This is a genomic window from Defluviimonas sp. SAOS-178_SWC (assembly GCF_039830135.1).
Lineage (GTDB): Bacteria > Pseudomonadota > Alphaproteobacteria > Rhodobacterales > Rhodobacteraceae > Albidovulum.
Genome location: NZ_CP156081.1, coordinates 3,961,570 through 3,985,951, shown reverse-complemented (window position 1 = coordinate 3,985,951; position 24,382 = coordinate 3,961,570). Strand labels below are relative to the sequence as shown.

The following is a 24,382-nucleotide window of genomic DNA, read 5'->3' as shown; positions in this document are numbered from 1 at the left end:
AGTGTGGTCATGACTCGTCGCGGGTTCCTGTTGTCGTCTTCCGGTCTTTTGTTGTCCTCCGCCGTGCCGGCGGTGTCGGCGACCTTTCAGGACGATGTCGAACGACGGCTCAGCCGCGAAGGCTACCGGATCACCTACAAGAAACGCACCTGGCTGGGCCGGATCCGCATCCAGGCGATGAGGGGGAACAGACGCCGCGAGGTCGTGCTCGACCCGTCGTCGGGCGAGATTCTGCGCGACTACATCGAAGTCACCAGCCGGGGCCGTGACAGCCAGCCCGCCGACGAGGCATCGGAAGGCAGCTCCAGCACGGGGTCGACCGGCGAGGCCGGTAGCAGCCCGTCGAAGGAACCGGCGAAGGAACCCACCAAGGAACCGGCGAAGGAGCCCGCCAAGGAGCCAACGAAGGAATCGGCCAGCGAGCCAAGCAACGAAACTTCCAGCGAGCCCTCCGGGGAGACCGCGAGCGAGCCCTCGAAGGAAACCGCCAGCGAGCCCGCCAAGGAGCCGTCGAAGGAGACGGCCAGCGAACCGTCGAAGGAGACAGCCGGTGAACCGTCCCGTGAGACGGGCGGCAAGATGGGCGGAAACAAAGGACGGGGTGGCGATGTCCGCAAGTGACCTTCGACACGGCGCAGGGTCGCCCCGGATTGAAGAAGGGGGCTGCGGACATGCGTGATTTTCTCGCCCTCGCGATGGTTCTGGTGGTGCAGATCGTCTGCGCGGCCTTCCTGCTCGGCGGCACGCTGCTGACGCTTCTCGGCATCCAGCACCGGCCGATCAGCTGGGAACTCAAGGAACTTCTTGAGATCGGTGCCGTCCTCGGCCTTGTCGCCGGCGCGGTCGTGGGCATCGTCGTCCTCAAGCGCAGCATGCGGCGCCAGAAACGGGCCGAGGACCAGCTGCGGCAGGTCTCAGGCGCCTTCATGGAGCTGATGCAGGGCCGGTTCCGCGATTGGGGTCTCACCTCGGCCGAGCGCGACGTGGCGCTTTTTGCGATCAAGGGGCTTAGCACCCATGAAATCGCCGTGTTGCGCGGCACTGCCGAGGGCACGGTCAAGGCACAGACCAACGCGATCTACCGCAAATCCGGGGTGACCGGCCGGCCGCAGCTTCTCAGCCTCTTCATCGAGGATCTGATGGACGAGGGGATGATGCCGCCCCCGGTTGCGGCAGAGGCCGACGAGGCGGAGCCCGCGCCGCTCCTGCGCGCGGTGGGCTGAGCCTCACACGGCGTAGAGCTTCAGAACCTCGAGGGGCACGATGTCGGTCGCGCGACGATGCGTCGCCTCGAGCCGCAGCTTCGGCGCGCAACCTTCGTCATGCGCCTGCAGGAAGCGCCCGGCGCAGAGGCACCAGCTTTCGCCCGGCTTGACGCCGGCAAAACCGAATTCCGGGCGCGGCGTCGAGAGATCGTTGCCGACATATTTCGAATAGGCGAGGAATTCCGCCGTCATCACCGCGCAGACGGTATGGCTGCCCCGGTCCTCGGCGCAGGTATTGCAATGTCCGTCGCGGAAGAATCCGGTGAGCGGTGCGGTCGAGCAGGGCTCCAGCTTGCCGCCGAGGACGTTGATGGCCGGGTCCTTCTCCATGTCGTCTCCTATCTTGCCGCGGCGATGGCTTGCAGCATCGCCACGTTTTCCGCATCCACGCCGGGCTCTTCGAACCCGCGATCGGCGGCATTGACCACGATCACCGTGTCGTGACGCGGCGAGATATAGATATACTGCCCGTAGATGCCGCGCGCCATCACGTCTCCGTCGGCGTTCTCGGGGATCCACCACTGGTAGCCGTAAAGCGCGCCGCCCGGCGCCGAGGGCCGGGTGGAGGCGTCGATCCAGTCCGCCGGCACGATCTGCCGGCCCTGCCATTCGCCCTTTTGCAGGATCATCTGGCCGAACCGCGCATAGTCGCGCGAGCGCATGTTGAGCCCGCCGAGGACGAAGGCGGTGCCGTCGCCGTCCGTCAGGTAATACGGCTCCGCCTCAAGCCCGAGGGGCTGGATGATGCGTTCCGCCAGAAGTTCGGCCGGGTCGCGGCCGGTGGCGCCGGCGATCACCATGCCAAGGACATGCGTGTCGATCGAGACATAGTGCCAGTAGGTGCCGGGCGCGGCGGCACGGACTGTCAGCCCGGCGGCGAAGCCGTCCATCGACCCTCCGAGCGCCAGCACCCGGCCCATCCGGTTGATGTCGGAACCGTAGTCGAGGTAATCCTCGTTGAACGCCACCCCGGCGGCCATGTTGAGCACATGGCGGATCGTGGCCCCGTCATAGGCGGAGCCCGCCAACGTCGGCGCGTAGCGCGTCACCGGCTCGTCGAGCGAGGCGATCTTGCCTTCGGCGAGGACAATGCCGAAGAGCCCCGACAGAAAGCTTTTCGCGACCGACCACGAGATCCGCAGATCCTCCGGCCCGGTGCCGCGGTAATAGCTCTCATGGACGAGGCGGCCCCCCTTGAGGACGACAAGCGCCGTCACCGACCGCGCCGCGATCCAGCCGCCGGCGCCCTCGGGCAGGGTCAGCGCCGGCCCCTCGGGCAGGGACGAGACCGGCCTGTCGCCCCGCGACAGGGGCCGGGTCAGGAACAGCCGGTCCATATGGCTGAAATTCGCCGTAATCTTGTCTTCGGCAAAGAGCGAGTTGACCGCCATCAGCCGGACGATCTCCTCGCGCTTCCAGACGCCGAGGACGGCGGCGGCCAGAACGACGACGGCAACCACGCGCAAGGCGATCCACAGGGCTTTTCTCATCGCGTCCTCCGAGGTCTGCCTTCACCGAACCACGCCGCGCCGCGCCGGGCAAGGCCGTCGATCAGCTACGAGAACCGATCGAGGAGCCGCTGCAGCGGAGACCTGCGCGCCTCTGGCCCGGTCTCCGGTTCCGGCGCGGGCTTCGCGGCCGCGTCCGGTTTCGCGCTCGTCGAGGAGCGCGGCGGCGCGGTGCGAAGCGCGACCGCGTTCATGAACCGCGCGGCATCGCCCTGGGCCAGCGCGGCCGCGCCCTCGGACATCCCGCGCAGGAGATCGTCGAGCCAGTCCTGGTCGGCCTTGGCGAAATCAGACAGGACATAGGGGGCGACACGGTCCTTGTGGCCGGGATGGCCGATGCCGATCCGGACGCGGTCATAGGCGTCGCCGATATGCTGGTGGAGCGAGCGCAGCCCGTTATGGCCCGCATGGCCGCCCGCCGTCTTGACCCGGCACTTGCCGGGGGCGAGGTCGAGTTCGTCGTGGAAGACCACGACGTCGCCCGGATCGAGCTTGTAGAACCGCATCGCTTCGCCGACGGACTGGCCGGAAAGGTTCATGAAGGTCATGGGCTTGAGCAGCACAACCCGCTCGGAGCCGAGCCGGCCTTCGCTGACAGCCCCCTGGAACTTGCTCCGCCAGGCCGGAAATCCGTGATCCCCGGCAATCCGGTCGATCGCCATGAAGCCAACATTGTGCCGGTTCATCGCGTATTTCGCGCCGGGATTTCCGAGTCCGACGAAGAGTTTCAAAACGCGCTCTCCTGCAGTGACGGCCGGTCAGCCGGGGGCGCAAATGCCCTACCGGCCGGCCCTTTTGTAGTCAGGTAGGTTGAGCGTTGCAACTGAACGTCCCTCCGCCACCGTTCCGCCTCGAAACGAAAAACGGGGCCCGAAGGCCCCGCAATCCGTAGTCGCGACAGACCGGGGATTACTCCTCGGTCTCTTCCTCGGCACCGGCCTCTTCGCTGTCCGCCGAACGCAGGCCCGAGGGCGCGGCGATATTGGCGATGACGAAGTTGCGGTGGATCGTCGGCGTCGCGCCCTTCGGCAGATCGATGTCGCCGATATGGATGACATCGCCGATTTCGCGCCCCGTCAGGTCGACGGTGATGTGATCGGGGATATCGCCCGCGGTCACTTCCAGCTCGACTTCCGGACGCACGATCGTGAGCGTGCCGCCCTTCTTCAAGCCCGGCGCCTTCTCGTGGTTCTCGAAGGTGACGTGGATGAAGAGGTTGATGCGCGAGGTGCGCTTCAGCCGCATCAGGTCGAGGTGGGTCGGAAGGTCCTTCACGATGTCACGCTGCACGCCGCGGCAGATGACGCGGACGTCTTCCTGGCCTTCGACCTTGAGGTTGAAGAGCGTCGACAGGAACCGGCCTGCCTTCAGCTTCTTCAGAAGCGCGTAGTAGTTGACGTTGATCGGAAGCGGATCGCTGCCGCCGCCGTAAACGATGCCGGGTACGTAGCCCTCACGACGAGCTTGACGAGCGGCCCCCTTGCCTGTCCCCGTCCGTACCTCGGCGATAAGATCGGGGATCTCACCAGCCATTGGTATCTCCATAGGTTAATCGGGCATCCTCCAAGGGTGCATGCCCATGAAGCGCGCCGTATAGAGGGGTTTGGCCGCGAAGGAAAGTGGATTCTTGTGGCCGCCATCTCCGATGCGGCGCGGCAACAATTCGTGACTGTCTGACCCTTCGGCGCCTGTGTTAGCCGGGGCCGGATCGGGCGGCAAGAGGCAGGTACATGGCGATCCTGAGGGCGGCGGTTCTCGCGCAGGCCCCGAATGCGGGGCTGGCGGCGGTGGGTGTCCTCTGGGGCGCCTTCGCGGCGCTCGTGCCCGACATCAAGGCCCGGATCGCTGCGCCCGACGCGGCCTTCGGTCTCGCGATGATGATGTCGGCCATCGGCGGCATCGCCGCGATGGCGCTCGCGCCCCGGCTGATGGCGCGGCTCGGCCGGTTCGGCCTTCCTGTCGCCGGTGTCTTGCTGTCTGTTGCCTTCTTCTACCCGCTTCTCGCCCGCGACGCGCTGGGCTTCGGGCTCGCGATGGTTGCGATCGGCGCCTCGGTCTCGCTGCTCGACATTGGTGCTAACATGCGGCTGTCGGTGCTGGAGGACCGGCACGGCCTGCACCTCATGAACTTCTCGCACGCAATGTTCTCCTTCGCCTTCGCCGCGTCCGCCCTTGTGGCGAGCCTTGCGCGGCAGGCGGGCCACGGCCCGGCCGACGTGTTGCCGGTCCTGTCGCTCGTCGCCCTTGTCCTCGCGGCGGCCATGCGGGAACGGCGCGGATGGAGCGGCGCCGCCCCGGCGCCCGACGGGGCCGACCGGCGCACGCCCTGGGGTCCGATCCTGCTATGCGCCTGCATCCTCCTTGCCGCCTTCGTCAGCGAGAATGCGACCGAGACGTGGTCGTCGCTCCACATCGAACGCACCCTGGGCGGGCCGGCCGGCAATGGCGGGTTCGGGCCGGTGGCGTTCGGGCTGACGATGGGGCTCGGCCGGCTTGGCGGTCAGGTCGCGGCGGAACGGTTCGGGGAGGCGGGGCTGGTGCTCTGGTCGGCGGTGATCGGGGTGATCGGGGCTGTTGTGATCGCTGCCGCGCCGGTGCCGGCGGTGGCGGTGCTGGGTGTCGGGCTTCTCGGCCTCGGGGTGGCGGTGACGGTGCCCTCGGCGAACTCGATTCTCGGCCGTCTGGTCCGCCCCGATCAAAGGGCGCATGCGATCTCGCGCGCGTGGATGATCGGGTTCACCGGCTTCTTCATCGGCCCGACGGCGATGGGGGCGATCGCCCAGACCGCGGGGTTGCGCACGGCCTTCCTGACCGTCGCGCTGATCATGGCGGCGATCGTGCCGCTGGTTGTCGCGCTGAATCGGCGCGGCGGCTGACCGGCCGGACAACCGGGCCCCGCCGGATCCGTCACTGGTAGCGGTCGAGGAACCCCTTCGGGATCAGCACGTTGTGTCGCCCGACATGGCCAAGACCCGTCTCGCCGCAAAGCGCCATCGACGTGTCGAGTTCCTTGTGGATGACCTCGAGCGCCTTCGTCACGCCCGCCTCGCCCATCGCGCCGAGCCCGTAGACGAAGGCGCGCCCGATCATCACGCCCTTGGCGCCAAGCGCCACGGCCTTCAGCACGTCCTGGCCGGAGCGTACGCCGCCATCCATCCAGACCTCGGTCTTCTTTCCGACCGCCGCCGCGATCTCGGGCAGCATCCGGATCGAGGAAAGCGCGCCGTCAAGCTGCCGCCCGCCGTGGTTCGAGACGACGATGGCGTCGGCGCCAAGGCTCGCGGCCTTCTCGGCGTCCTCGACGTCAAGGATCCCCTTCAGGATCACCTTGCCGCCCCACATGTCCATGAGCTTCCTGATCTTGTCCCAGTTGAGCGCCGGGTCGAACTTCTCGGCCGTCCAGGCCGAAAGCGACGAGGGGTCGCTGACCCCCTCCACATGGCCGACGATATTGCCGAAGAAGCGCCGCTTGGTTTGCAGCATCTCCAGCCCCCAGCCCCATTTGGTGGCGAGGTTGATCATCGTCGGAATGGTGAACTTGGGCGGCGCCGAGAGGCCGTTCTTGAGATCCTTGTGCCGCTGGCCGAGGATCTGAAGATCGACGGTGATGACCAGCGCCGAACAGCCGGCATTTTTCGCCCGCCCGATGATCGCGGCGTTGAACGCGTCGTCATTGAGCGCGTAGATCTGGAACCAGAACGGCTTCGACACATGCGCCGCCACGTCCTCGATCGAACAGATCGACATGGTCGAGAGCGTGAAGGGCACGCCGAACTTCTCGGCCGCCCGCGCCGCCTTGATCTCCCCGTCCGCGTTCTGCATCCCCGTGAGGCCGACCGGCGCCAACGCGACCGGCATCGCCACTTTCTGGCCGATCATCTCGGCCGCGGTCGACCGGCCGGTCATGTCGACGGCGATCTTCTGGCGCAGCCGGATCTCGGCGAAATCGGTGACGTTCTCGCGGAAGGTCTGTTCGGTCCAGCTCCCCGATTCCGCGTAGTCGTAGAACATCCGTGGCACCCGGCGCCGGTAGACGCGTTTCAGATCGTCGATGCAGGTGATGACGGCCATGACTGCCCCTTCCGGATTGGTAAGGTCGGATTACCAATCCGGAAGGGTTCTGGCAATGCGCTTTGGCCCTTGCGCTTTGTCGCGGGCCGCTATGGAGTGCGGCCATGCAGGATGTGGCGGCGAACACGATCTGGTGGGGCCTCATGGGCGGGCTCGTCGCCGCCGCGGCGACGACGGCGGGGGCGATCCCGGTCCTCGTCGGGCGCAGCATGTCGCAGCGCACGAGCGACACGATGCTCGGCTTCGCGGCGGGGGTGATGCTCTCGGCCTCGTATTTCTCGCTGATCCTGCCCGGAATCGAGGTCGCGACGGGGCTTTACGGGTCCCTTGTCTGGGCGGCGCTGGTGGCCGGCGCGGGGATCGCGCTCGGCGCGGGATTCGTCGCCTGGCTGAACGCGACGCTGCCGCACGAGCATTTCGTCACCGGGCACGAAGGGGCGGACAGCGCCGCGTTGGCCCGGATCTGGCTGTTCGTGATCGCGATCACCATCCACAATTTTCCCGAGGGCCTGTCTATCGGCGTGTCCTTCGGTGGCGGCGACGTGGCGAACGGGTTGTCGGTGATGACCGGGATCTCGCTCCAGGACATCCCCGAGGGGCTGGCCGTCGCCGTCGCCCTCACCGGGCGCGGCTATTCGCGGGGGCGGGCCTTCTTCGTCGCGACGCTGACCGGGCTTGTCGAGCCCGTGGGCGGGCTGATCGGTGCCGCCGCCGTGTCTGTCGCCTCTGACCTGCTGCCCTGGGGGTTGACCTTCGCGGCGGGTGCGATGCTGTACATCATCAGCCACGAAATCCTGCCCGAGACTCACCGCAACGGCCATCAGGATCGCGCGACGGCGGGGCTGATCTTCGGGCTGGTGCTGATGATGGTTCTCGACGTCACGCTCGGCTGACCGGGCGCAATCCGATGGCGCGCCCGTTCCGGGCGCAAGTCTTTCCTCTCGCGGTGTCCGGTGACCCGGACACCGCTCGGGTCTGCCTCCGGCGGGAGTATTTTCGAACAGAAGAAGAGGCGGTCAGGCCGAATGCGCGCCGTCGGCGAGGCCCTTCACGAAGGCGAGGATCTCCGGCACGGGGCGCTTTTCCTCGACCATCCTGACGATGGCGGAGCCGACGACGGCGCCGTCGGCGACCGAGGCGATGGCGCGGGCGGTGTCGGGCGAACGGATGCCGAAGCCGACGATGACCGGCAGGTCGGTCGCCGCCTTGATCCGCGCGACCTCGGGGCCGACATCGCCCGCTTCGGCGGCGGCGGCGCCGGTGATGCCGGTGATCGAGACGTAGTAGACGAAGCCGGACGTGTTCTGCAGCACCTTCGGCAGGCGCTTGTCGTCGGTCGTCGGCGTGGCGAGGCGGATGAAGTTCATCCCGGCCTTCTGGGCCGGGATGCAAAGCTCCTCGTCCTCTTCCGGCGGCAGGTCGACGACGATGAGTCCGTCGACGCCGGCGGCCTTGGCATCGGTCAGGAACTTGTCCACGCCGCGCGAATAGATCGGGTTGTAGTAGCCCATCATCACGATCGGCGTCCTGTCGTCGGTCTTGCGGAACTCGGCCGCCATGTCGAGCGTCTTCTGCAGCGTCTGCCCGCCTTCGAGCGCGCGCTGGCCGGCGAGCTGGATCGTCGGGCCGTCGGCCATCGGATCGGTGAAGGGCATGCCAAGCTCGATCACGTCGACGCCCGCGGCCGGCAGGCCTTTCATAAGAGTGAGCGAGGTGTCGAGGTCGGGATCGCCCGCCATGATGTAGGAGACGAAGGCCTTGCGCCCTTCGGCCTTCAGCGCGGCGAATGTCGTCTCGATCCGGGTCATGGCTATCTCCTCGTCCGTCCGGCCGGTCTTGCAGAAAAGCGCCGGCAAAATCAATGGGGCTTCGCCAGGATCGCGAATTGTGGAAAGATGAGGGTGGAGACGCCGATGCCCGTGATCCGTTTCACCGCCAATCTGATGCGCCACCGGCCCGTGCCGCGGGTGGAGGCGGAGGCGGTGTCCGTGCGCGAGGCGCTGGAGGCGGCATGGGCCGAGGATCCGCTGCTGCGCTCCTATATCCTCGACGAACAGGGGCGGCTTCGCCGTCACGTCAACATCTTCGTCGACGGTGAGATGATCGCGGACCGGCTGAGGCTCTCCGATCCGGTCGGCGCGCGGTCGGAGATCTATGTGCTTCAGGCATTGTCGGGAGGTTGAGGATGAAGACGCTCTGGGTGGCGACGCGCAAGGGGCTGTTCCGGTTCGAGCCGGACGGGGAGGGCTGGCGGCAGGACGGGGCACCGGCGTTCCTGGCGGCCCCGGTGAGCCAGATGCTCGACGATCCGCGCGACGGGGCGCTCTACGTCGCGCTCAACCACGGCCATTTCGGCTGCAAGCTGCACCGTTCGGACGATGGCGGCGGAACCTGGGTGGAACTGCCCTGTCCGGCCTATCCGGCCTCGGAAGCCGCCGACGCGCCGGCGCTCGACATGATCTGGGCGCTGGCGCCGGGGGGTGCCGACCGGCCGGGGCACCTCTGGGCCGGAACGCTGCCCGGCGGGCTTTTCCGCAGCGCGGACCGGGGCGAAAGCTGGACGCTGGTCGACAGCCTCTGGGATGTGCCGCAGCGGGCGAAGTGGTTCGGCGGCGGTTACGATCACCCCGGCATCCATTCGATCCTCGTCGATCCGCGCGACAGCGACCGGATCGCCCTCGGCGTCTCCTGCGGCGGCGTCTGGCTCACCCGTGACGGCGGCGCGACCTGGGAACAGGGCGGGCATGGGCTCCGCGCCGACTTCCTGCCGCCTGAGATGGCGACCGACCCGACGAGCCAGGACCCGCACCTCATTGCCGCCGGTCCCGCCGATCCCGACCGGATCTGGTGCCAGCACCATTGCGGGATCTTCTCCTCGACCGATGGCGGCCGGACCTTCACCGAACACAGCGCCGCCGCGAAGCCCTCGGCCTTCGGCTTTGCCGTCGCGGTTCACCCGAAGGACCCCGAGCGCGCTTGGTTCGCGCCGGGCGTCAAGGACGAATGCCGGGTGCCGGTCGGCGGCAGGCTGGTCGTCACCCGGACCCGCGACGGCGGTAAGAGCTTCGACATCCTCGGCAACGGCCTGCCGCAGGAAAACGCCTACGACCTGATCTACCGCCACGCGCTCTGCGTCGACGACACCGGCGACCGCCTCGCGATGGGCTCGACCACCGGCAACCTCTGGACCACGGCCGACGGGGGCGAAAGCTGGCGGCGCGTCTCCTCGACCCTGCCGCCCATCGCCCAGGTCGCCTTCGCCCGCTAGCCCTTTCACCGAGGCCGACATCCCTTGGGGAGCGGGCGGCCCCTCGCACCCGCCCCCTTGACCGCCCACCCCCTGACCCCATAGATGCCCCCGACCTTAACGGAGGGCGGATCATGGGCTTCAGGATGGGCATCGTCGGGCTGCCGAACGTGGGCAAGTCCACGCTCTTCAACGCGCTGACCCGCACCGCCGCCGCGCAGGCCGCGAACTTCCCCTTCTGCACGATCGAGCCCAATGTGGGCGACGTCGCCGTGCCCGATCCGCGCCTCGACAAGCTCGCCGCCATCGCCGGCTCGAAGCAGATCATCCCGACCCGCATCACCTTCGTCGACATCGCCGGCCTCGTCCGCGGCGCCTCGAAGGGCGAGGGCCTCGGCAACCAGTTCCTCGCCAATATCCGCGAGGTCGACGCCATCGCCCATGTGCTGCGCTGCTTCGAGGACGGTGACGTCACCCATGTCGAGGGCAAGATCGACCCGATCGCCGACGCCGAGACGATCGAGACCGAGCTGATGATCGCCGACATGGAGAGTATCGAACGCCGCCTCGCCAACATCGCCCGCAAGATCAAGGGCGGCGACAAGGAGGCGGTGGCGCAGGAGCGGCTGATGAAGGAGGCCCTCGCCGCGCTCGAGGCCGGCAAACCCGCCCGCACCGTCACGGTGGCCGAGGACGACGCCAAGGCTTGGGCCATGCTCCAGCTCCTGACCTCGAAACCCGTCCTCTACGTCTGCAACGTGGAGGAGGCCTCGGCTGCGGGCGGCAATTCCCTCTCCGCCAAGGTCGCCGAGATGGCCGCCGCGCAAGGGGCCGGCTCCGTCGTCATCTCCGCCAAGATCGAGGAGGAACTGGCCCAGATGCCCGCCGAGGACGCGGCGATGTTCCTTGAGGAAATGGGGCTGGAAGATGCCGGCCTCGACCGCCTGATCCGCGCCGGCTACGACCTCCTCGGCCTTCAGACCTACTTCACCGTCGGCCCCAAGGAGGCCCGCGCCTGGACCATCGAGAAGGGCACGCTGGCCCCCCAGGCTGCCGGCGTCATCCACGGCGATTTCGAACGCGGCTTCATCCGCGCCGAGACCATCGCCTATGCCGACTACATCGCCGGCAACGGCGAGGCCGGCGCGCGTGAGGCCGGCAAGTTCCGCGTCGAGGGCAAGACCTACGAAGTCAAGGACGGCGACGTCCTGCACTTCCTCTTCAACGCGTAAGGGTCGCTGGCCGCAATTTCGACCCGGAAACTGCCACGTCCGCCATTTCGCTTCGACCAGTCTGTCAATGACTGGGCGAGCGCCTATGCGTTGATGTCGAAATCCTCCGCCTTCACGAGATGCTGTGCTGGCGTGCCGAGGCTCTTGAAGCTGCGAGGATGGATCGAGGGCATCAGGACATTAACGGTTTCGAGCACGAGCGTCCGCTCGTCTTGGCTCAGCCCGAAATAGGCAAAGATCGCATCGTCCAATTCGCCGTACAGAGCCGTATAGCGTGCCGCTTGCCGTACCCGACCTTATTGGGAAAATGGGTATCATACCCGTTCTCGGCGGAAAATGCCCTGCCGGCTCGTAGGCATGTGAAGTGGCGCAGCTCGTCCAAGCCCCCGTTGGGCCAGCACGTCTGCTTTCAGGGTCGACAATCAAATGCTTGAATGGCGACAATTGGGGCGCAAAGAGACCGTCAGCCTGGAGGGCGTCGAATGGCTGCTAATGGGATGTGCCGGCTGCTTCCACACCGTCGGGTTATCCTGATCCGAGATCATCCGTCTCACCAGGAGAAGCAGCCATGTGTGCAAAGAATACAGAACGGCTCGAGGACCTTTCGGTTGTCGGGATCGACATCGGGAAAGACACGTTTCATCTGATCGGTTTTGACTGACGCGGTCAGGTGGTTCTGCGCAAGCAGATCAAGAGGCTGGCGCTGAACGTCACGTTCGAGAACCTGCCGCGCTGTGTTGTCGGCATGGAAGCCTGTCTCAGTGCCCATTTCGTGAGCCGGACGCTTGGGGTCATGGGATTTGAGCCACGGATCATCCCAGCGATTTACGTGAAGCCGTTCAACAAGGGACAGAGGAACGACTACAACGACGCCGAAGCCATCGCCGAGGCGGCCCTTCGACCGAACCTTCGGACCGTCTCCGAGAAGAGTCAGGACCATCTCGACCTGCAGGCTCTGCATCGGGTGCGCGCACGGCTCGTGTCGCGCCGCACGGCAACCATCAACCAGATCCGGACCTTCCTGATCGGGCAGGGCATCACTGTCCGATCGGGTCTTCGGGCGCTGAAGAACTCGTTTGACGCGATCCTTGAGCAACGCCGGGACGAGATATCTCCTCGGATGCGCGGCATCCTGATCGGGCTCTACGGCGACTGGCTCTGCCTAGACCGGAGGATCGAGACCGTGTCAGCTGAGATCGCCGAGATCAGCCGCACCGAGGAGAACTGCGCCAACATCATGACGATCCCAGGGATCGGGTCGATGATCTCGACGGCGATGGTTGCGGCGATCGGAAAGGGCGAAGCATTTGACCGTAGCCGCGACTTCGCGGCATGGGTTGGGCTTGTTCCACGACAGTTCAGTACCGGGGCCGCACCATCCTCGGCCGGATCACCAAGCGCGGGAGCCGGTATGCGGCTCTGGAAACTGAAGACATGGCCGCGTAACTAACCAAAATCAGCCTCCGGCAAACCCGGGACGGTTCACTCTCTTAAAACCGAAGCGACTCCCGGCGCGACCAGTGAGCAAATGAAGTCGCCGGGCTGACGCTAGTGATGTGGCATTCGCTTTGGCGCAGGTCTGGCTTTCGCCCAACGCATCCAACGCTACGTTTTGAGGATCGCAAAGGCCTCACCACGCATTCACCCGCTTTTCAGGCGGCAGCCACATCGGGTCGCCTTCCTTGATACCGAAGGCGTCGTAGAAGGGGTCGAAATGCTGCAGGGGAGCAGTTGCCCGGTAGATATTGGGCGGGTGATCGCCGCTCTCGGCCACGTTGATCAGGAACGGCTCGGTGGCATTTTCGGCCCAGAGTTGCGTCCAGGCGATGAAGCAGCGTTGCGCCGGCGAGTACCCGTCGATCTCGACATTCTCGTCGGGATGATCGGCTAGGTAATTCATCAATGCCGTATAGCCGAGCTTGATACCGCCGACGTCTGCCATATTCTCGGTTACCCATAACTTGCCATCTCCGGAGTGGCCCGGAGCGATTTCGGTGTCTTCGGTCTGTTCGACCAGCTTTTTCGCCTCGGCGACAAAGGCCGCGGTGTCTTCATCCGTCCACCAGTTGCGCAGATTTCCCTTGGCGTCGAACTGCCGGCCGAGCGTGTCAAATCCATGCGTGGCCTCGTGCCCGATTGCCCCGCCGAAGCGGCAGAACCGAACGGCCGGATCCGCATCGGGCTGTAAGGCCGGCGGCTGGGAGATTGCGGCGGTGATCTGAAAGCCATTGATCTGCACGTTGTATTGCGCATTCATCGCCGTCGGCAGCGTGCTCTCACTGTTGAAATCGTCACGCACAACCGGACCGCCGAGCTTGGCCAGATCGCGATCAATGTTGAATTCCGCAATTGCCATCAGGTTGGCGACCGGATTGTCGGGGACAATGTCGACCGAAGAGTAGTCGATCCAAGTATCGGGATATCCGACCTTGTTGTTGAACGCCTTCAGCTTCGCCAGCGCCTCTTGCTTGGTGGCGTCCGATATCCAGGCGCGCGTCGGAATCCGCTCCGCGAAGGCGGCGACGATGTAGTCGACCAATTCGAAGCTCTTCTTTCGTGTCTCCTCATCATAATAGGCGTCGACGTAGAGATGTCCGAGTGGCTGGCCCAGCGACTGCTGCAGCAGCCCCTGCGCGCGCGCCGCAAGCGGGCGCAGGGTCGCGACACCCGAAAACGCCTCGTTCAGCGCGCGCTGAGGTTCGTCGAAGTCGCTCGACAAAACGCCCGCATACTTGTTGATCAGCCGAAACCGCAGATAGTCCTTGAAATCATCCAACGGCCGGTTTGCGAGCATCTCCGACAGCGCCTTGAAGTAGTTCGGCTGGGTCACGATAACTTCTTCGGGCTGTGCTATTCCGACTTCGTCGAGAAAGGCGCGCAGGTCGAAGTTCGGAACCAGATCCTGCGCCTGCTGCAACGACATCCGGTTGTTGACGTTCCTGAAGTCGAGTTTTTCGGCATCCGTGAGTTGCGCCGTGTCAAGTGCCGTTTCGAGGTCGAGCACGAGGTCTGTCACCCGCTCGGCCTCCGCCGCTTCGTAGCCTGCGGTGGTCAGGATACCGTGGACGTATTGGCGGTAGGCGATGCGACGGGGCGCGCTGTCATCCGAACTGTAGACGTCACGCGCCTTGATCCCGGGCTCTCCGGGCCCGGCATAGATCGCGTAGCGCGAATTGTCCGCCAGATCACCCTCCGGCCCCAAACCGGCAAGGAGCAACACCCCGGACACCCGCAGGAAGTGCGCCGAATAGCGGGCCAGATCGTCCAGCGACGAGATGGCGTCGATCCTGTCCATCTCGCCCCGCAACGGCGCCATGCCTTCCGCATTGCGGTGGTCGATGTCCATGTAGGCTGTGTAGAAATCCCCGACCTCTTGTGTCGGGCTGCCCTTGGGAGCCGTCGCTGCCTCCTCGACGGCCTTGGCCACCACGGCGGTGACCTGGTCCCCGATCCTCTGCGCCTGGATCGTGATGAAACTGTAGGAGGCCTCGTTCTCGGGGCGCGGCACACGCTTGAGCCAGCCGCCTGCGGCGAAATGGTAGAAATCCACGCGCGGATCGACGCTTGGATCCATGTTCTCGACCGAGAAGAGGAGGTCGTCGGGACCGAGCGGCGGAAGATCCTCGTTCCGGGCGAACGCGGTGCTCGCAAGAAGTGCGGCGCCAAGCGCCAACGTGGAGGTTCGGGTGAGCGTCGACTTCATTTCAATTCTCCTCTGGCACTTTCGGTTCGACAGGATTTGCCCGGTCTTTTGACCTGCCCGGGTGCCCGTTCCTCCCGGCAGGGTCTTTTCAGTTCGTTGGGGCCGTTGCGGCGCTCAGGACGGAAACTCCGAAGAACATCCAGTCGTTGAGGATGTGCGCCCCGGCGGAAACGGCGAGGTTCTTGGTCATGATGTAGGGCAGAAGCAGCACGATCCGCGCAACCCCCACCCCCAGCAGAGTCTGCGGGATGTTCCAGTTGTAGGTCGGCAGATGCTCGGCCGCGAAAAGCACCGCCACGATCAATGCGGCGACGACGATCGCCGATTTCCGGCCCATGCCGCCGCGTCCGCAAAGCCAGTACATCAGCGCGAGGAACGGCAGGATCGACATGACTTCCTCGCCGATCAGCTGGATGCCGCTCCGCGCGAAAAGCTGAAGTAGGTCGTCCCCGGCCAGATGACCGGCGCCGGCAATCGCCTTGTTCGCCGTCGCATTCAGCAGCCGGGTGATGATCGTCCCGGTGCCAAGCGTGACGATGACGTTCAGGATCGCGAAGCCGATCATCCATAGGAAATCGGCCGCCCTCAACGGCCGGAACAGCGCCCGCCAATGACGCCCCGCGACAAGCGCGAGCGCCGCGAGCGGGATCGCCCAGTAGAGGAAGGCGACGACGAAGCGCCCGCCCCCCACAGGCATGAACCTCGGGCCGTAGAGAAGCTCGACAAAGCCCAGCACGACCGCAACGAGGACGACGATCCAGCCTCCCGTCGATACCTCGACCGGATGCCCGCGATAGTAGGGAAAGTCATCGTCCTTCCGTTCGAGCCAGCCGAAGCGCTCGTTCTCATCGGGCAATGCGGACGCGTCGGTCATGTGCAAACCTGAGTTTCATTGCGCCAAGCGCCCCGCCGGCGAGGGAACAACCGGCGGGGCAGGCACGTGCCGGTTCTCGGTCAGAACTTCACGTATCCGCCTTTGCCGCCGGCCGTGAAGGTTAGCGTCTTGCCGTTCATGATAGCACTTCCACTGCTCCCGTTGGTGCAGTGAATGATCGTGCTCGAAGCGCCACCTACGCCCGGCGCTTCGTCGAAGGAGCCGGTGCAGGTCAACCCGTCCTGCGTTGCGGTCAGGATCAGGGCATAGCTACGCCCGTTCTTGGAGGTGATTTTGCCTGTGACGAGGCCTCCCTGTGTCACCCGGCCCAGCCCGTTCATCTTCATCGGCGCGCCGCCGCCTTCGGCGGCGCTACCACCCTGCTCGCGCATGTAGCGGGTGACGGCGTCATCGGACCTGTCGCGCTGGGAACGCGAGCAGCTGCCGCCCGTGCTCAGCCGGTCGCCGCGGGAGTTGTAGAGCATGGTGCAACCCGAGGACCAACGCACCTCGATCTCGCCCGAGGTCCGCACGGCGAGTTCCGGCACATCCGCCGCGGCACCGGAGGAGCTACCACCGGATTCCCGCAGGAACTTGCCGCTAACCCAGCCGCGGATGGTGCCGTCCTTGGTTTCGACCTTGCACCACCGCGCGCTGCCCGATCCCTGGCAGCCGAGGTTGCGAAGCACCGCACCGTTGGGCGCGCGGGCGACGACGCGGTTCCCGGTGCCGGGACCCGAACGGATGTTCAGCGTGTCGTTGGATGCCACCCCGGTCACCTGCCAGAAGTCGGGTCCGGACTGCACGCCGGTCGCGAACATGTCGGGGTCGGAGCCCGCCGCGACGGCCGGGATCTGCGGCGCCGTCATGGCGCCCAGCGCCGTCGCGGCCCCGCCCGCCTGGGCGCTGTCCGGCGCAGCCAGTGCGGTCGCAAGCGCAAGGCACGCGGCAACAGAGAGTAGTGGTCTCATTCGTAGTTCCTCCATTCGTCGGGTGGCTTGACCAGACCGTGATCGAGTGTGTCCTTCATCCATTTCCGTCGGGCGCCGCGCCATGGCGCAACCGCCATCAGAACCGAACCGTGCCGCCGCCATCGAGACCGGCGTTGTAGAGCACATGGGCGGGTTTGCCGTCCGACCCGTAGCGCAGGGTCGCGTTGCCGTTGTTCCCGTCCGAACAAACAAGCTTGCTGAGTTCGGTCGATCCGGCGACCGCCGCATTGTTGTAGACGGCCGTGCAGGTCGCGCCTTTGCGGTTCAACAGGAACAACCGGCTGCCGTTGCTGCGCAGACTGATCGACCCCGTCACCACGCCCGCCTTGGTGTCCGTAAAGGCGTCCTGTTTTCTAGGACGCAATCGGCCGTTCCCACGAAATCCGCGTCCCAATAACCGGGACATATATACATTTAGCCATAGGCAGGTGCGAAATGAGCAATGTGACCAAGACGACGGATGAGACCATCGCGAAGTTGGCCGAGAAGGTACGCAAGCGCCGTGACAAGGCTCCAACCGTGTCCGTGACGATGGACGGTAAGGAGGCGAACTTGCGAGTGGGCGAGGACAACAGCGCCGACGATTTCATGCGATTAATGGCGGCCTTGGGAACGTATGACACCGGCTTTCTGAACGCTTTCCTTGGCCAAATCGGAAACTCGGTTTCCCGAACCAATGAGATATCGGAAGTTTCGATGCGCTTTGCGCTGGGCGTCATCATCGGCCTGGAACCGAGGGACGAAATCGAGGCGATGCTGGCGGCGCAAATGGCGGCGGTTCATGTCTGCGCGCTGGATTCGTCGCGGCGGTATCTTTGGGCAGAAGGACTACAGAGTAAGGACAGCGCCGAGCGGGCATTGACCAAGTTGACGCGCACCTTTGCGACACAGATGGAGACGCTGAAACGCTATCGGTCAAAGGGCCAGCAGGTCGTGCGAGTGGAACGGGTCACCGTGAATGAAGGCGGTCAGGCAATTGTCGGCCCCGTCCAGCATGGGGGGAGGGGTATTGATGAAGAAAAGTGACGCTAACCCCATGAGCCCCGCACAGCGCCTCAGGGACGCACCCAGGTGCCGCGCTACGGCAAAGTGCACCGGAGAGCGCTGCAAGGCACCAGCGGTCCGTGGGTGGGCCGTCTGCCGCGTTCATGGCGCGTGCGGTGGCGCGCCGCGCGGCAAGGCGCACTGGAACTGGAAGCACGGCGGGCGGTCAACGGATGCAGTTGAGCTGCGGCGGATAACAAATGCTATCGCGAGGATGGCCCGTGAGGAAAGCAACTCGATCTAGGCCCAAGACTGTACTGCCGCGTGAGAGTGCCGGATGGCCGCTTTGAGCCCAGAGTGATCGATGCTGCATCTCGCGCGCACAGCAGCTATGCCCAGGAAGCGGGCATTGCAAACTTGCTCCGATTGGTTAAATGTGAAATTTATTTTGAGGGGGCCGATGCCAGAGTTTTGTAGCTTTCTTGTGTTTAAACCCAGTGAAATAGATTTAATTCATTCTATTTTTGCTGCCGCGAACTGGTCCACACGGGACATTCCAGACCCATCAATGCGATATGCCTTCTCCGAAAGAGGTATGAGCGAACTTTCTCAAGCCAGTGCGTTGAAAGACATTGGCATCCGCCGCGAAGGGCAACAAGAAGGGAGATTGCTTCTGCTGGAGACAGAACAAGCCGAGGCCGATAATATTATCCAACTTGTATGCGCAGCAAACCTTATTCTTGAAGGGTTCCCCTTTGTTAAGAACCCACCCACTTCCGGGTTCAAACTTCCTGACGACGAAGCAGATCGGCGGACAACGTTTGAGAACGTTTTTCGAAGCGACGGCTTCTTTCAATGGTTTACCTACCGTGAAACGCTACCAGTTGCGGTCGCAATCGCTGCTGAAGCTTGGCGAGACAGGAAGCTTGTGTATGCCATTCACAAGTTGGCACATAGCTACGAGACTGAGAGTGTCACGCCGTGGTCGATGCATCCTCGTTTCAAACAAGCGTTTCAAAAACACTCAGTCGATTTCTCGTCGCACGTGGTCACGTCTGTAGCGATTAACCTTGCGTATTCAGCCATAGAGGAACTTGATCTTGGCGTGAAGGCGAGCCCAAAGAAACCGCGAACAATTGGGCAAGGGACTTTTGTCTGGAACCCAGAAGTCTTGGATCCGTTCAAAGAGCGTTTGCGAAAGGCCGGGATAGATCCAGAAAAAACAATTGATTGGGTGACCCGTGGCGATCAAACCGAAATCGATATCTATAAAATGCTCGATGACCCTTCAGATCACTCGGATGGGGTCGATATTCGCGACCGTCAGGTCTCCCTGCCGGATGCTATAAATTTTTGCGAGTATTTGCGGAACACTATGACTGCCCATGCATTTTCCTCTGATACACCACGTCTCGGACCCTATGAGGTCTATAATGCCCAGCAAGTCGCACGGTTATTGATTTTATCAAAGTGCAACCTTTGGAACACTTGGACTAAGGAGCTTCGAAGGCGTTATGGTTAGGTTACCAGGGAGAAGCCACGACGCGGGAACCTGCCATACGCGATGATGGGCGTGTCCGCTTCGGCCTATAGAGCGGTCATTGGCTGCGAAGGAGTGAACGATAGCAAAGCCCGCAAAGCAAACCTTGGCGCTGCATGTGCCAACGCCTATTCAGCGTTGATCTCTTCCACATACCAGTGGCTCCCGCCCGTCCTCCGGCACTGGCTACAACGGAGCTTGTGCTCGATCAGCTTGATGCGCTCATAAGGCTTGAACATGCTCCGCAGTGTCGCGGCTGATACATGGCCCTTGTGGCCGCAGTGCAGACATTCGACGGTCAACACATGGCAATCCATGAAGTCTTCGACGCGGAGGCCGAACCGCGCGGTCAGGACAATTCGAGTGTTCATCCTTTGTTCTAAGCAAAGTTTCCGCATTCGGTAAAGCGGCAGTCGGAAGCCAAGCTCGGCGCAGAGAATTTGTTTGGCGAGGGGGGGGGGAGGGAAAATCGCTAGCGGCCAAGCATTCGGGACCGCTGCCCCCGTTCACTCACCATAAACCGTAACATTATCCGTCCTTGATAGGGCGGGCTTCAAAAAGGTAATGGTGGTCGAAATGGGGGATGGACTGTCATATCTTCCGGTCAAGTCTTTAATATTAAATAGTTAAATCAAGTGTGGTGGCGGAGGAGGTGGGATTCGAACCCACGGTAGGCTTTCACCTACGTCGGTTTTCAAGACCGGTGCATTAAACCACTCTGCCACTCCTCCGACCCGACCGCCCTTACCGCGGCTCACGCGATTCTGAAAGGTGCGGGCGGGCCGAAATCCGCGCGGCGGATCGCACGGCCTTTTCTTGGCTCCTGCGAACCGCTACACTGCCGACAAGCGCTGCAAAGGCGTGTCATATCGGGCGCAAGGGTCGGCTCGGTTCCCATTCGGGTTCCACCGGGCCTTTCTTTCTGGGCAGGTCAAGCGCGGCGAAGCGTCTGCGCGAATATCGGGGGCGAGGATGATGAGGCAGGGGAAGGCGCAACTTTGGGTGGCGTTTGCAGCCGCTCTGGCGCTGACAGGATGCGAAGAGGGCAAGGCACCCTTCGGGGCGGCTCAGCCCGGCGGAGCGGGTTCCTCCGTGGCCTCCCCGGTTTCGGTCGAGCGTGACGTCGAAGCCCCGAACGTGTTCAACCTGACCGGCGCGGGGCTCTGGGACGGGCGGCCGTCGCTGGGCGGCGTCTGGGTCGCGCATTCGAGCGTGGTCGATCCCGAGCGGGTGATGATCCGCAACCCGAAGAACGGAAAATCGGTGGTGGGCGCGCTCTTCCGGCGCGAACGGGACAATCCGGGGCCGAGCCTCCAGGTGTCCTCCGACGCGGCCGAAGCGCTCGGCATGCTCGCGGGGCAACCCACGGATCTGAGCGTCGTGGCGCTCCGGCGCGAGGAAAAGCCGGTGCCGGCAGAGATCGATATCGTCGAGGAGGAGGCGGTGGCCGAGGCGCCGGCCCCGGAGGCTGAGACGCCGGCAACCGGCGCCGCGGAACCGACCATTGCCGCCGCGGGTGCGGATGCCGCGCCCGCCGTGACGGCAGAAGCGGGCGCAAAGGCTGCCCCGGCCAAGAAATCGGGTGGGCTTTTCGGCTTCCTCCGCAAGAAACCCAAGACCGATCCGGCCACAACCGCGCCGGCTGGCACGGCGGCGCCGACCGGGCAGATCGAACAGACGACACTCGATCCTCTGACCGCCTCTGCCGCCGCCGCGATCGATCGCGCCGACGCTGTTGCCGCCGCCCCGGCCCCTGTGGCCGCACCCGCCCCGGCCCCAGCGTCCACGTTGAAGCGGGCCTATGTCCAGATCGGCATCTTTACCGTCGAGGCGAACGCCAAGCGGGCGGCGGACCAGATGAAATCCGCAGGCATGACAGCGACCGTGAAGGCTGATCAGAGCCAGGGCAAGACATACTGGCGGGTGATCGTCGGCCCGGCGGCAAGCGTCGCCGAGCGCGACGCGCTCGCATCCCGTGTCAAGGGCATCGGCTATCCCGACGCCTATCCGGTATCCAACTAGCGAAGGAGCCTCGGCGCCCACATGATCCGCCTTGCCGCCATTCTTCTGATCGGCCTTTTCGCCGCGCTGCCGGCCCGTGCATTCGAAACGCGGGCCGGCTCGGCTTGGGTTTACGATGTGACCACGGGTACCGTGCTTCTGGCGAAGGAGGCCGACAAGATGCTTCCTCCGGCATCGATGTCGAAGCTGATGACGCTGAACATGCTGTTCGAGGCGTTGCGGGACGGGCGTGCCAGAATGGACACCACATTCTCCGTGTCGACCAAAGCCTGGAAGATGGGCGGGTCGAAGATGTTCGTGAAGCCCGACGACCGTCCCACCGTCGAAGAACTGATCCACGGGATCATCATCAACTCGGGCAACGATGCCTGCGTCGTGGTCGCCGAGGGCCTTGCCGGTTCGGAGGAAAACTTCGCGAAACTGATGACGCAGCGCGCCAGGGATCTTGGCATGACCCAGTCGACCTTTGCGAATGCCTCGGGCTGGCCTGACCCGGATCAGCGCATGAGCACGCGCGACCTGGGGTTCATCGCCACGCGCCTGATCACCGAATTTCCCGATTTCTATCCGTATTTCGCGATGACGGAGTACAACTACAAGGATCGGGTGCCCGCCAATTCGCGCAACCGCAACCCGTTGTTGCGTACCAGCGGCAGCGGCGATTGGACGGCTGACGGGCTCAAGACCGGTCATACGTCCGAAGCCGGCTACGGCCTCGTCGGCTCTGCCGTGCATGAGAACGGCCGGCGCATCGTCTTCGTCCTCACCGGGATGGAAAGCGAGGCCGAACGCGCGCAGGAGGCCGAGGCGATCGCCAACTGGGCCTTTCGCGAATTCGTCCAGAAGACGGTCGCCCAGAAGGGCACCCGCATCGCCGAGGCCGATGTCTGGCTGGGCGAGGCGCAGAGTGTCGGGCTTGTCGTCGGCGATGACGTCGAATTGTTGTTGCCCTCGCTCGCGCAGGACAAGCTGAAGGCCAATGTCGTCTATTCCAGCCCGATCGAAGCGCCGATCGAGGACGGTCAGAAGCTGGCCGAGATGCAGATCGAAATTCCGGGTATACCCGTCGTGACCGTTCCCCTTGTGGCGGAACGGGCCGTGCCGAAGGGCGGCTTCACCAGCCGGTTGCGCACGGCGTTCGGCATCCTTGCCAAACGGGTTGTGGCCGAAGTTGCCGAGTTGCAAAGCTGACCAAGGCGATGTTCATCACGTTCGAGGGGATCGACGGGTCCGGGAAATCCACCCAGGCACTGCGTCTGGCCGAGCATCTGCGAAGCGTAGGGCGCGACGTGGTCCTGACCCGCGAACCGGGTGGCAGCCCGGGGGCGGAGGAGATCCGGCGGCTGGTTCTCGAGGGCGATCCCGACCGTTGGTCCGCCGAGACCGAGATCCTGCTTTTCACCGCAGCCCGCCGCGATCATCTTGAGCGGGTGATCGAGCCCGCGCTTGCCGCCGGGAAGATCGTGATCTCCGACCGTTTCGCGGACTCGACCCGGATGTATCAGGGCCTTTCCCGTGGGGATCTGAGGGCGGTCGTGGACAAGCTCCACGCTTTGATGATCGGGCGCGAGCCCGACCTCACGTTCGTCATCGACATGGATCCCGATACCGGCCTTGCCCGCGCCAAGAGCCGCAACGGCACCGAGGAGCGGTTCGAGGATTTCGGGGCCGACCTGCAACACCGGATGCGCGAGGGGTTCCTCGCCCTCGCTACCGAATTTCCCGGGCGGTGCCGGGTGATCGACGGCAATCGTCCACCGGATACCGTGGCGGCGGATATTGCGGCCGTCGCCGACAAGGCTCTGGCATGAGCGAGGAGGCGCATCCGGAACCCGACCGGGTCGAGGGGGCACCGCATCCGCGCGACACCGTTCGGCTGATCGGGCAGGGTGGGGCGGAAGCCGCGTTTCTCGATGCATACGCCGCCGGACGACTTCATCACGCCTGGCTTCTTACCGGCCCGCTCGGCGTCGGCAAGGCGACGCTGGCCTGGCGGATTGCGCGCTTTCTGCTTGCCACGCCCGAAGACGACGGCGGCGGCCTTTTCACTGACGCTCCGCCCACACCCGAACCGCTCGACATCGCGCCCGACCATCCGGTCGCGCGCCGCATCCATGCCGGGTCGGAGGGACGGCTTTTCGTCCTTCGCCGTGCCTGGGACGACGAGAAGAAGCGGCTCAAGACTGTCATCACCGTCGACGAGGTTCGGCGGATGAAGAACTTCCTGCACATGTCCGCGACCGATGGCGGTCGCCGCGCGGTGATCGTCGATCCGGCTGACGAGATGAACGTTGCCGCCGCGAACGCGCTCCTGAAGATGCTGGAAGAGCCGCCGCATGGCGTCACCTTCCTTCTCGTCTCGCACCAGCCGTCCCGGCTCTTGCCGACGATCCGGTCGCGTTGCCGCGAGCTGCGGCTAGCGACGCTCCGCCCGGATGATCTGGCCGAGGCGATGGCGATGGCCGGCGTCGATGCGGGCAACAGCACCGCCCTTGCGGTGCTGGCCGCCGGATCCGTGGGCGAGGCGATCCGGCTTGCCAATCTCGACGGGCTCGACACCTATGCGTCCATCGTGTCGCTTTTCGCGACGTTGCCGCGGCTCGATCGGATGCAGGCGCTGAAACTTGCCGAGAAGGCCGCGATGCGGGGCGCGGAAGAAAAGCTCGACCTGCTTCTGTCGCTTATGGACCTTTTCCTCGCCCGGCTTGCCCGCACGGGTGCGCTTGGCACGGCCGGGGCGGAAGCCGCACCGGGCGAAGCCGCTCTCCTCGCCCGCCTTGCGCCTGATGCCGGGGCCGGGCGTCGCTGGGCGGCCCTGCATCAAAGTCTCGGCGCCCGCGCTCGGCATGGCCGCGCGGTCAATCTCGACCCGGCCGCGCTCATCCTCGACATGGTGTTGAAGATCGACGAGGCCGCGCGCGAAGGTGCGGCCTGAGCATCGCAG

The 24,382-nt window shown here is 64.7% G+C and carries 25 protein-coding genes, 1 tRNA gene and 1 pseudogene; 14 read left to right on the top strand and 13 right to left on the bottom strand.

Features of this window, described 5'->3' with window-relative positions:
- Positions 1–9 precede the first annotated feature (9 nt).
- Positions 10–621, top strand: a complete 612-nt coding sequence (locus V5734_RS20630; RefSeq protein WP_347311479.1) for a hypothetical protein — start codon at positions 10–12, stop codon at positions 619–621.
- A 50-nt stretch (positions 622–671) separates the two neighbouring features.
- On the top strand, positions 672–1,223 hold the full coding sequence (locus V5734_RS20625) for a helix-turn-helix transcriptional regulator (protein WP_347311478.1): 552 nt from the start codon (positions 672–674) through the stop codon (positions 1,221–1,223).
- A gap of 3 nt (positions 1,224–1,226) precedes the next feature.
- On the opposite strand, the gene V5734_RS20620 is transcribed toward V5734_RS20625, so the two are convergent.
- From V5734_RS20620 to V5734_RS20605, 4 genes are all read right to left on the bottom strand, one after another.
- Positions 1,227–1,595 carry a DUF2237 family protein gene (locus V5734_RS20620; protein ID WP_347311477.1) on the bottom strand — a complete coding sequence of 123 codons (369 nt, stop codon included), beginning with the start codon at positions 1,593–1,595 and terminating at the stop codon, positions 1,227–1,229.
- A gap of 8 nt (positions 1,596–1,603) precedes the next feature.
- Positions 1,604–2,755 (bottom strand): serine hydrolase domain-containing protein, encoded by a 1,152-nt coding sequence (locus tag V5734_RS20615; RefSeq protein ID WP_347311476.1) that lies wholly within the window; start codon positions 2,753–2,755, stop codon positions 1,604–1,606.
- A gap of 65 nt (positions 2,756–2,820) precedes the next feature.
- The gene (gene pth, locus V5734_RS20610; RefSeq protein WP_347311475.1) at positions 2,821–3,504 is read right to left on the bottom strand and encodes an aminoacyl-tRNA hydrolase; all 684 of its coding nucleotides are present in this window, start codon (positions 3,502–3,504) and stop codon (positions 2,821–2,823) included.
- A gap of 178 nt (positions 3,505–3,682) precedes the next feature.
- Positions 3,683–4,306, bottom strand: a complete 624-nt coding sequence (locus V5734_RS20605; RefSeq protein WP_347311474.1) for a 50S ribosomal protein L25/general stress protein Ctc — start codon at positions 4,304–4,306, stop codon at positions 3,683–3,685.
- A gap of 197 nt (positions 4,307–4,503) precedes the next feature.
- On the opposite strand from V5734_RS20605, the gene V5734_RS20600 reads away from it, so the two are divergent.
- On the top strand, positions 4,504–5,649 hold the full coding sequence (locus V5734_RS20600) for an MFS transporter (RefSeq protein ID WP_347311473.1): 1,146 nt from the start codon (positions 4,504–4,506) through the stop codon (positions 5,647–5,649).
- Between the two features lie 31 nt (positions 5,650–5,680).
- Here the strand turns inward: V5734_RS20600 and V5734_RS20595 are convergent, their stop codons facing one another.
- On the bottom strand, positions 5,681–6,844 hold the full coding sequence (locus V5734_RS20595; protein ID WP_347311472.1) for an alpha-hydroxy acid oxidase: 1,164 nt from the start codon (positions 6,842–6,844) through the stop codon (positions 5,681–5,683).
- A gap of 104 nt (positions 6,845–6,948) precedes the next feature.
- Between V5734_RS20595 and V5734_RS20590 the strand changes: the two genes are divergently transcribed.
- A complete protein-coding gene (locus V5734_RS20590) occupies positions 6,949–7,737 on the top strand; it encodes a ZIP family metal transporter (RefSeq protein WP_347311471.1) in 789 nt (262 codons plus the stop codon).
- A gap of 123 nt (positions 7,738–7,860) precedes the next feature.
- Here the strand turns inward: V5734_RS20590 and trpA are convergent, their stop codons facing one another.
- The gene (trpA, locus tag V5734_RS20585; RefSeq protein ID WP_347311470.1) at positions 7,861–8,652 is read right to left on the bottom strand and encodes a tryptophan synthase subunit alpha; all 792 of its coding nucleotides are present in this window, start codon (positions 8,650–8,652) and stop codon (positions 7,861–7,863) included.
- Between the two features lie 105 nt (positions 8,653–8,757).
- Here trpA and V5734_RS20580 point away from each other — a divergent pair, with 105 nt between their 5' ends.
- The 3 genes from V5734_RS20580 to ychF all read left to right on the top strand — a co-directional run bounded on the left by V5734_RS20580 (position 8,758) and on the right by ychF (position 11,323).
- Positions 8,758–9,027, top strand: coding sequence for a MoaD/ThiS family protein (locus V5734_RS20580; protein ID WP_347311469.1), 270 nt, complete (start codon positions 8,758–8,760; stop codon positions 9,025–9,027).
- A 2-nt stretch (positions 9,028–9,029) separates the two neighbouring features.
- On the top strand, positions 9,030–10,112 hold the full coding sequence (locus V5734_RS20575) for a WD40/YVTN/BNR-like repeat-containing protein (RefSeq protein WP_347311468.1): 1,083 nt from the start codon (positions 9,030–9,032) through the stop codon (positions 10,110–10,112).
- Positions 10,113–10,225: 113 nt separating this feature from the next.
- Entirely contained in the window at positions 10,226–11,323 is a 1,098-nt protein-coding gene (gene ychF, locus V5734_RS20570) for a redox-regulated ATPase YchF (RefSeq protein WP_347311467.1), read from the top strand.
- An 83-nt stretch (positions 11,324–11,406) separates the two neighbouring features.
- Here ychF and V5734_RS20565 read toward each other — a convergent pair whose 3' ends face one another.
- Entirely contained in the window at positions 11,407–11,574 is a 168-nt protein-coding gene (locus V5734_RS20565; protein ID WP_347311466.1) for a hypothetical protein, read from the bottom strand.
- Positions 11,575–11,891: 317 nt separating this feature from the next.
- Here V5734_RS20565 and V5734_RS20560 point away from each other — a divergent pair.
- Positions 11,892–12,736 (top strand): annotated as a pseudogene (locus tag V5734_RS20560) (IS110 family transposase); the annotation flags it as partial.
- 217 nt (positions 12,737–12,953) lie between these two features.
- Here V5734_RS20560 and V5734_RS20555 read toward each other — a convergent pair.
- The 4 genes from V5734_RS20555 to V5734_RS20540 all read right to left on the bottom strand — a co-directional run bounded on the left by V5734_RS20555 (position 12,954) and on the right by V5734_RS20540 (position 17,256).
- Positions 12,954–15,026 (bottom strand): M13 family metallopeptidase, encoded by a 2,073-nt coding sequence (locus tag V5734_RS20555; RefSeq protein ID WP_347311465.1) that lies wholly within the window; start codon positions 15,024–15,026, stop codon positions 12,954–12,956.
- A gap of 88 nt (positions 15,027–15,114) precedes the next feature.
- Positions 15,115–15,900: a CPBP family intramembrane glutamic endopeptidase gene (locus V5734_RS20550; RefSeq protein WP_347311464.1), complete on the bottom strand. Its 786-nt coding sequence runs from the start codon at positions 15,898–15,900 to the stop codon at positions 15,115–15,117.
- A gap of 80 nt (positions 15,901–15,980) precedes the next feature.
- Complete coding sequence (locus tag V5734_RS20545) at positions 15,981–16,871, bottom strand: SH3 domain-containing protein (protein WP_347311463.1); 891 nt, start codon at positions 16,869–16,871, stop codon at positions 15,981–15,983.
- Between the two features lie 97 nt (positions 16,872–16,968).
- A complete protein-coding gene (locus V5734_RS20540) occupies positions 16,969–17,256 on the bottom strand; it encodes a hypothetical protein (protein WP_347311462.1) in 288 nt (95 codons plus the stop codon).
- A gap of 71 nt (positions 17,257–17,327) precedes the next feature.
- Here V5734_RS20540 and V5734_RS20535 point away from each other — a divergent pair, with 71 nt between their 5' ends.
- Together V5734_RS20535 and V5734_RS20530 are read left to right on the top strand one after the other, a co-directional pair.
- Positions 17,328–17,918, top strand: a complete 591-nt coding sequence (locus V5734_RS20535; RefSeq protein ID WP_347311461.1) for a hypothetical protein — start codon at positions 17,328–17,330, stop codon at positions 17,916–17,918.
- 322 nt (positions 17,919–18,240) lie between these two features.
- Positions 18,241–19,398 carry a hypothetical protein gene (locus tag V5734_RS20530; protein WP_347311460.1) on the top strand — a complete coding sequence of 386 codons (1,158 nt, stop codon included), beginning with the start codon at positions 18,241–18,243 and terminating at the stop codon, positions 19,396–19,398.
- A 146-nt stretch (positions 19,399–19,544) separates the two neighbouring features.
- On the opposite strand, the gene V5734_RS20525 is transcribed toward V5734_RS20530, so the two are convergent.
- Both V5734_RS20525 and V5734_RS20520 read right to left on the bottom strand, forming a co-directional pair.
- A complete protein-coding gene (locus V5734_RS20525) occupies positions 19,545–19,787 on the bottom strand; it encodes a hypothetical protein (RefSeq protein ID WP_347311459.1) in 243 nt (80 codons plus the stop codon).
- Between the two features lie 270 nt (positions 19,788–20,057).
- Positions 20,058–20,147: transfer RNA gene (locus V5734_RS20520), tRNA-Ser, on the bottom strand.
- 241 nt (positions 20,148–20,388) lie between these two features.
- Between V5734_RS20520 and V5734_RS20515 the strand changes: the two genes are divergently transcribed.
- Genes V5734_RS20515 through V5734_RS20500 form a run of 4 tightly spaced genes read left to right on the top strand, consistent with a single transcriptional unit; the run spans position 20,389 to position 24,373 of the window.
- Positions 20,389–21,438: an SPOR domain-containing protein gene (locus tag V5734_RS20515; RefSeq protein ID WP_347311458.1), complete on the top strand. Its 1,050-nt coding sequence runs from the start codon at positions 20,389–20,391 to the stop codon at positions 21,436–21,438.
- A 21-nt stretch (positions 21,439–21,459) separates the two neighbouring features.
- The gene (locus V5734_RS20510; RefSeq protein ID WP_347311457.1) at positions 21,460–22,629 is read left to right on the top strand and encodes a D-alanyl-D-alanine carboxypeptidase family protein; all 1,170 of its coding nucleotides are present in this window, start codon (positions 21,460–21,462) and stop codon (positions 22,627–22,629) included.
- Positions 22,630–22,637: 8 nt separating this feature from the next.
- Positions 22,638–23,249 carry a dTMP kinase gene (gene tmk, locus V5734_RS20505; protein ID WP_347311456.1) on the top strand — a complete coding sequence of 204 codons (612 nt, stop codon included), beginning with the start codon at positions 22,638–22,640 and terminating at the stop codon, positions 23,247–23,249.
- On the top strand, positions 23,246–24,373 hold the full coding sequence (locus tag V5734_RS20500; RefSeq protein ID WP_347311455.1) for a DNA polymerase III subunit delta': 1,128 nt from the start codon (positions 23,246–23,248) through the stop codon (positions 24,371–24,373). Before tmk ends, V5734_RS20500 begins: the two co-directional genes overlap by 4 nt.
- Positions 24,374–24,382: the final 9 nt, after the last annotated feature.

Coding starts and splice junctions, on each gene's coding strand:
- V5734_RS20545 (WP_347311463.1), bottom strand. CDS start 16,871: ATGAGACCACTACTCTCTGTTGCCGCGTGCCTTGCGCTTGCGACCGCA.
- V5734_RS20500 (WP_347311455.1), top strand. CDS start 23,246: ATGAGCGAGGAGGCGCATCCGGAACCCGACCGGGTCGAGGGGGCACCG.
- V5734_RS20555 (WP_347311465.1), bottom strand. CDS start 15,026: ATGAAGTCGACGCTCACCCGAACCTCCACGTTGGCGCTTGGCGCCGCA.
- V5734_RS20595 (WP_347311472.1), bottom strand. CDS start 6,844: ATGGCCGTCATCACCTGCATCGACGATCTGAAACGCGTCTACCGGCGC.
- V5734_RS20600 (WP_347311473.1), top strand. CDS start 4,504: ATGGCGATCCTGAGGGCGGCGGTTCTCGCGCAGGCCCCGAATGCGGGG.
- V5734_RS20620 (WP_347311477.1), bottom strand. CDS start 1,595: ATGGAGAAGGACCCGGCCATCAACGTCCTCGGCGGCAAGCTGGAGCCC.
- V5734_RS20630 (WP_347311479.1), top strand. CDS start 10: ATGACTCGTCGCGGGTTCCTGTTGTCGTCTTCCGGTCTTTTGTTGTCC.
- V5734_RS20550 (WP_347311464.1), bottom strand. CDS start 15,900: ATGACCGACGCGTCCGCATTGCCCGATGAGAACGAGCGCTTCGGCTGG.
- V5734_RS20525 (WP_347311459.1), bottom strand. CDS start 19,787: ATGAACACTCGAATTGTCCTGACCGCGCGGTTCGGCCTCCGCGTCGAA.
- V5734_RS20510 (WP_347311457.1), top strand. CDS start 21,460: ATGATCCGCCTTGCCGCCATTCTTCTGATCGGCCTTTTCGCCGCGCTG.
- V5734_RS20580 (WP_347311469.1), top strand. CDS start 8,758: ATGCCCGTGATCCGTTTCACCGCCAATCTGATGCGCCACCGGCCCGTG.
- V5734_RS20605 (WP_347311474.1), bottom strand. CDS start 4,306: ATGGCTGGTGAGATCCCCGATCTTATCGCCGAGGTACGGACGGGGACA.
- tmk (WP_347311456.1), top strand. CDS start 22,638: ATGTTCATCACGTTCGAGGGGATCGACGGGTCCGGGAAATCCACCCAG.
- V5734_RS20515 (WP_347311458.1), top strand. CDS start 20,389: ATGATGAGGCAGGGGAAGGCGCAACTTTGGGTGGCGTTTGCAGCCGCT.
- trpA (WP_347311470.1), bottom strand. CDS start 8,652: ATGACCCGGATCGAGACGACATTCGCCGCGCTGAAGGCCGAAGGGCGC.
- ychF (WP_347311467.1), top strand. CDS start 10,226: ATGGGCTTCAGGATGGGCATCGTCGGGCTGCCGAACGTGGGCAAGTCC.
- V5734_RS20575 (WP_347311468.1), top strand. CDS start 9,030: ATGAAGACGCTCTGGGTGGCGACGCGCAAGGGGCTGTTCCGGTTCGAG.
- V5734_RS20615 (WP_347311476.1), bottom strand. CDS start 2,755: ATGAGAAAAGCCCTGTGGATCGCCTTGCGCGTGGTTGCCGTCGTCGTT.
- V5734_RS20590 (WP_347311471.1), top strand. CDS start 6,949: ATGCAGGATGTGGCGGCGAACACGATCTGGTGGGGCCTCATGGGCGGG.
- V5734_RS20530 (WP_347311460.1), top strand. CDS start 18,241: ATGCTGCATCTCGCGCGCACAGCAGCTATGCCCAGGAAGCGGGCATTG.
- V5734_RS20625 (WP_347311478.1), top strand. CDS start 672: ATGCGTGATTTTCTCGCCCTCGCGATGGTTCTGGTGGTGCAGATCGTC.
- V5734_RS20535 (WP_347311461.1), top strand. CDS start 17,328: ATGAGCAATGTGACCAAGACGACGGATGAGACCATCGCGAAGTTGGCC.